Below are 5,484 nucleotides of genomic sequence, written 5' to 3' on the forward strand. Positions count from 1 at the left end.
CTGACCATCCACCGGGAGATCGACCTGGCCACTCACCGGGATTTCCGGTGACCACACCAGGAATTTTGATGGCCACCAGCCGGGAGAAATCTGGCCGCTCAACTGGAGAACGGCGTGTCCGCTAGCACGTGCCGCAGCTACCCGCTCTCGTCCGCGATCACCGAGATGCTCACGCGGGTACGAGGGGGCCGGCAGATTCGACCGGACGGCGTCGCCTGTACTGCTCGACTTCCTATCGCCGTTCGGCCTACCGGGCGCGGCGCCGGGCCACGCCGGGCCGAGGAGCTCGCCGACCGCTGATCTGGATGTGGACCCCTTCGGCCGCGGCAAGCCTCCGGCCCCGGGTTCAGGTCACGCCCGCACGTGTGCTACGTTGAATAGAGTTGCAGTTGTGGTAGCCATAATGAACTTGTGTGCACCTGACGGTATGTAGTCTCAGGTGCACTTTTTGTTTGCCGGTCTTCTCCGGGTGGGCCTATCGCGGCGACGCGGGATTCGTACAGTGCGGATTCCGGCTTCCACCTCTCAAAAGGAGATCAACATGGCTACCGGCACCGTGAAGTGGTTCAACGCGGAAAAGGGCTTCGGCTTCATCGAGCAGGACGGCGGCGGCGCCGACGTCTTCGCGCACTACTCCAACATCGTCTCTCAGGGCGGGTACCGCGAGCTGCGCGAGGGCCAGAAGGTGGCCTTCGACGTCACCCAGGGCCAGAAGGGCCCTCAGGCCGAGAACATCGTCGCCGCCTGACAAGGCACCGCCACGAACCAGGCTCGCACCTTCACGGGTGCGGGCCTGTTTGCGTTTCCGCCTGCCGTATCGCCGTACGCGCGAGGCTGTCGGCGGCACGGGATGTCCACCACGGCCGCCTGCTGTGGTCGATGTTCCCGTGCGACCTGGCGGCTCAGGGCCGGACGGCCAGCACCCGGAAGCTGATGCCGCGTGTCATCCGGGACACCGACTCGATCTGGAAGCCGGCCTGCTCCAGGAAGGGCCGGGGGTCACGGGTGAGGTAGTCGGCTTCGAACCGCACGGACAGCGGTTCCACCAGCCGCATCCCGGCCCGGATGATCGGGTTGCTCGACGGCCCGTGCTCGGCCAGGACGAACCGCCCGCCCGGCCTGAGCACGCGGTACGCCTCGCGCGCCGCGGCCGCCGGGTCCGGGATGGTGCACATCGTGAACGTGGACAGGACGGTGTCCGCGCTGCCGTCGGGCAACTCCAGGCGCTGCACATCGCCCTGCCGCAGCTCCACCCGCTCGCCGAGGCCGGCCCGCGCCGCCCGCCGCCGCGCCAGTTCCAGCATGCGCTCGGACAACTCGACGCCCACCACCGTGACTTCGGCCCCGTACAGCGGCAGGTTGAGCCCGGTGCCGACCGCGATCTCCACAGTATGGCCGCGCGCCTGCCCGACGGCCCACTGCCGGCTACCCGGGAACAGGCGCCGCTCCCAGGCCCGCATCTGGTCGTCATACCGATCCGCGACCCGGTCGAAGACCCGGCGAACGTCGGCATCCGTGGTAGCCCGCATCGAACGACCTTTCTCTGACGAGGTCTCCGCGGATCATTTCACGACGTGAAGCGGCGAAACTGCGGCAGCGGTCCGGCCGGTGTCCCGCGCGGGCTCTCGCATGGGTTGGTCGTCGTGTGACGGTATCGATGATCGTGGTGCGGCCGGCGCTTCGTTGGTTGGCCGCGCATGCCCCTGCGGAGTTCCCTGGCATCAGAAGAAGGTGCTCATCGCGGTGCGGACCTCTTTGAGAGTTGATTCGGCGAGGGCGGTGGCGTGGGTGTTGCCGGCGTGGAGGATCCGGTGGAGGTGGGGGCGGTCCTCCGCGGGCAGGTCGGATTTCTTGGGTTGCCGGCCGAACTCGGTCTGGATTTACAACGGGGCCGGGCACCGCCGAACGAACGCGGGCGCGGAGTAGTCCAAATGTTCGTGACGACGGCGTGGAGGCGATGATGACCAGAGGTAAGCCGCACTTATTCGGAGTGCTGTCCGCGGGAGCGGTCCTGATCGGTGTTCTCGTGGCCGGGTGCGGTGACGAGCGGGTGGGCGAAACCTCGGCGAAGGCCGACGCCACCCCGTGGCGGCCCTCACCGCAGCCATCCCTGCTGAGCGGCGCGCCACCCCAGAGCGGCCCGCTGCCGTCGAGCCCGCTCCTCACGGCGTCCGGTTCGGCCGTCCCCGAGCAGACCGGCCTGGCGTCGGGCACGCCGGTGCCCCAGCCGCCCGAACCGGTCATCGGGCCCGTGCTCCGGATCACGAGCGACGAGCGGGTCGCGCTGCCGCTGGATCCGTACATGAGCTCGATGGAGGAGCTGAAGGTGCTCGCCCTCGCCCAGCAGGCCCAGGCGGTCGCGTGCATGCGCGCGCTCGGATTCACGCGGTGGGTGGACGGCACGGTCCGTAACTGGGACGAGCACTCGTTTCTCGAGTCCGACTTCTACGAATACCTCGACCCGGAGAAGGTCAGGGCCGAGGGATATCCGCGGCGGAAGTTCGACCCGGAGCTGATGACGAGGATTCGCACGGCACCGAAGCGTGCCGCCACGGCGGACGAGATGGGGGCGTTCAGCGGCTACGCCGAACGTACGGAGTCGGGCAAAACCGTCCCGCCCGGCGGATGCGATGGGCAGGCGCGCGCGAAGGTGTACGGGGACATGAGACTGCCGGTGGACGCGCGGAGCCTGTCGGCGGATTCGGAGACACGGGCCAGAACCGACAGCCGGGTGCGGGCCGCGGTGGCCGGCTGGCGCGCGTGCGTGGCGCGGGACGGGCTGGACTACAGCGACCCCTTCCTCCTCGCGGAGCACGCGCGGCAGCCGTCAGGCGACGGGCCCGCGAGTGACGAGGAGAAGAGAGTCGCGGGCATCGACGCGACCTGCCAGAACGACGTGAACCTGACGGGGATCTACAAGACGGTCCAGATCGCGATCCAGAAGATCCAGGTGGAGGAGAACCGCGACAAGCTCATCGAGAGCCGGGCGATCTTCGCCCAACGCGTGGAAGCGGCCAGGGCCCTGCTCAAGTAGGGTGCGCCCAGGTATGGGCGGGGTCCTTGGCCGGGGTCCTTGGCCGGGGCCGTCAGGGAGTGCTGAGCTCGCGGGAGTTCAGGGCGTTCAGGACCGTCACGGGGTTGTCGGCGAAGAAGCGGATGGTGGTCACGTCCACCTGGGAACCCAGGGGTCGGGTCACGGTCAGCGGGCGGGTCAGGTCGATGGTCACGTTGGTCTGGGAGGAGACGGCTACGGCGAGGGTGTCGCCGGAGACGGTGATCATGCCGCGCTCGTTGTAGTTGCGGGACGATCGGGCCGAGGCGATCTGGTCGCGGGGGACGCGCACGTCGAGGTGGACACCGTGGCGGATGCGCAGCTCGCCGGGCGTCGCGACGTGGGGGCGCGTGACGGACGCCGCGGCGTACGCGAGCACGATCACGATTCCGTAGACGTCGATCACCAGGACCGGGACGCGGACCCCGGCCGGAACGTCGAAGGCGCTGAGCAGGAGGTCGAGGCCCACCGTCTCGACGATCATCACGAAGAGCACCATCAGCAGCATCGGCGTCTGTTCCCTGGAGTACGACGCGGCGGTGGCGCCTGGCGGCACCCCGTCGCGGCGGTGCGCCACCCAGGACACCACGCTCGCCATGGCCTTCAGCTCGAACCCAATGATCCTTCGCAGTGGCGCGGGGACGAGGCGATGGACGGTCTCCCTGAGCGCCGCACGCCGGTCGGCGCCGCGCCGGCGTGCGGCCCTGAACAGGCGGTACGCGGTGGCCGTCTCCAGGAGGATCACCAGCGCGACCGCCGTCTCGGTGACGGCGAGCAGCGGACGGGGCGGCGTCACCCCGGACGCGAGAAGGACCACGAGCAGCAGTTCGGCCGGGAGCACGGTGTAGAGGGCGGCGCGGGCGAGGCGAATCATCATGTCCGCTCCTTTATGACGGGGGCGTGGGGGAATCGTCACGTCCGCTCCTTCGCCACGACGGGGGCGGGGAATCGTCCGCTCCTTGATGACGGAGGCGTGGGGTACTTCATGTCCGTTCCTTCGGCGCGGGCGTGGGGAATCGTCACGTCGGCTCCTTCGCGGCGTGAGCGAGGCGATCGTCACGTCCGCCTTTCGCGGCGGCGGTGAGGCCGGGTCATCGCATCCGGTCCTTCAGCGTCTCGATGACCAGGCGGAACACCTCGATCTGGGCGGGCGACAGCTCGGAAAGCAGGGCCTCCGTCCATCCCCCGTCACCCGCGCCGGTCCCTGAGCCGGAGCCGGGGGGACGCAGCCGCGCGGGGACCTGGTCCAGGTTCTCGACGATCGCCGAGGCCATCTCGTCGGGGAACCGGGCCGCGAGGTCCGCGGCGAGCGGGGGGACGCGGGGGTCGCCGGAGGCGGCGCCGGCCAGGTCGTCGAGCCGCCGGTAGAGGGCCTGCGCCCGCGCGAGCGCGTCCGGCTCGGTGAAGGGGCGCATCAGGGCCGCCATCCGCGCCCGTCCCTCCGGCTCGGCGACGGTGTCGAACAGGGTGAGCAGGTCGCGGTCCATGTCGGCGATGCGTGAGCCTCCCGTGGACAGGTCGCGCAGCATCGCCGCCATGTCGGCGGACCCCATCGAACCGGGACGAAGGTCCGCCCCCTCCAGCAGCGCGGCGACCCGCTGGCGTTTGATCCGGATGGCCTCCTGCTGCCGGGCCAGGTCCGCGTCGAGTTCGAGCAGCACCTCGCGCAGCTCGCGCCCCTCGTCGTCGGCGAGCGCGTCCCGCAGTTCGTCCAGCGACAGACCCAGCTCGGCGAGGTGCCGTACGCGGGCGAGGGCGACGGCGTCGGCGAATCCGTACACGCGGTAGCCGTTGGCCCGTCTCACCGGCTCGGGAAGGAGGCCCAGGTGGTGGTAGTGGCGCACGGTCCGGGTGGTGACCCCGACCAGCGCCGCGAGCTCGCCGATCCGCATGCCTCGATTAGACACGTTGACGCTACGACAAGGTCAAACGCATGTCGGGGAGGTCTTCCCCGGCCCGTGCCGCGTACGGGAGGCCCGCCTGCGCGGACGCGCCCGTTCGAGGGGACGGGCGTGCGCGCCCGCACCGAGCACCCGGGCGCCGGGCCCCGCGCCCTCCGTGGCCGCGCGCACAGAGCTCCGTCGAGGGGAGCGGGCGAGGAGCGGGCGGGGAGCGCGCCGGTCGATCATTGCCCTCAGCCGATCACCCATCGACGCGCGACGCCCAGTACCTCAGAAGCCCAGTACCTCAGAAGCCCAGTACCTCAGAAGCCCAGTACCTCAGAAGCCCAGTACCTCAGAAGCCCAGTACCTCAGAAGCCCAGTACCTCAGAAGCCCAGTACCTCAGAAGCCCAGTACCTCAGAAGCCCAGTACCTCAGAAGCCCAGTACCTCAGAAGCCCAGTACCTCAGAAGCCCAGTACCTCAGAAGCCCAGTACCTCAGAAGCCCAGTACCTCAGAAGCCCAGTACCTCAGAAGCCCAGTACCTCAGA

The 5,484-nt window shown here is 69.5% G+C and carries 5 protein-coding genes; 2 read left to right on the forward strand and 3 right to left on the reverse strand.

The window, feature by feature from the left end; genetic code table 11:
* Positions 1-541: 541 nt before the first annotated feature.
* Positions 542-748, forward strand: coding sequence for a cold-shock protein (locus DQ384_RS40060; RefSeq protein ID WP_114034115.1), 207 nt, complete (start codon positions 542-544; stop codon positions 746-748).
* A gap of 154 nt (positions 749-902) precedes the next feature.
* On the opposite strand, the gene DQ384_RS40065 is transcribed toward DQ384_RS40060, so the two are convergent.
* Complete coding sequence (locus tag DQ384_RS40065; RefSeq protein ID WP_114034116.1) at positions 903-1,529, reverse strand: class I SAM-dependent methyltransferase; 627 nt, start codon at positions 1,527-1,529, stop codon at positions 903-905.
* A 431-nt stretch (positions 1,530-1,960) separates the two neighbouring features.
* Between DQ384_RS40065 and DQ384_RS40070 the strand changes: the two genes are divergently transcribed.
* Positions 1,961-3,034, forward strand: a complete 1,074-nt coding sequence (locus DQ384_RS40070; protein WP_147269110.1) for a hypothetical protein — start codon at positions 1,961-1,963, stop codon at positions 3,032-3,034.
* A gap of 52 nt (positions 3,035-3,086) precedes the next feature.
* Here DQ384_RS40070 and DQ384_RS40075 read toward each other — a convergent pair whose 3' ends face one another.
* Together DQ384_RS40075 and DQ384_RS40080 are read right to left on the reverse strand one after the other, a co-directional pair.
* Positions 3,087-3,929: a hypothetical protein gene (locus DQ384_RS40075; protein WP_220183401.1), complete on the reverse strand. Its 843-nt coding sequence runs from the start codon at positions 3,927-3,929 to the stop codon at positions 3,087-3,089.
* 214 nt (positions 3,930-4,143) lie between these two features.
* Positions 4,144-4,944 (reverse strand): MerR family transcriptional regulator, encoded by an 801-nt coding sequence (locus DQ384_RS40080; protein ID WP_114034118.1) that lies wholly within the window; start codon positions 4,942-4,944, stop codon positions 4,144-4,146.
* Positions 4,945-5,484 lie beyond the last annotated feature (540 nt).

This window comes from Sphaerisporangium album (assembly GCF_003323745.1).
Classification (GTDB): domain Bacteria; phylum Actinomycetota; class Actinomycetes; order Streptosporangiales; family Streptosporangiaceae; genus Sphaerisporangium; species Sphaerisporangium album.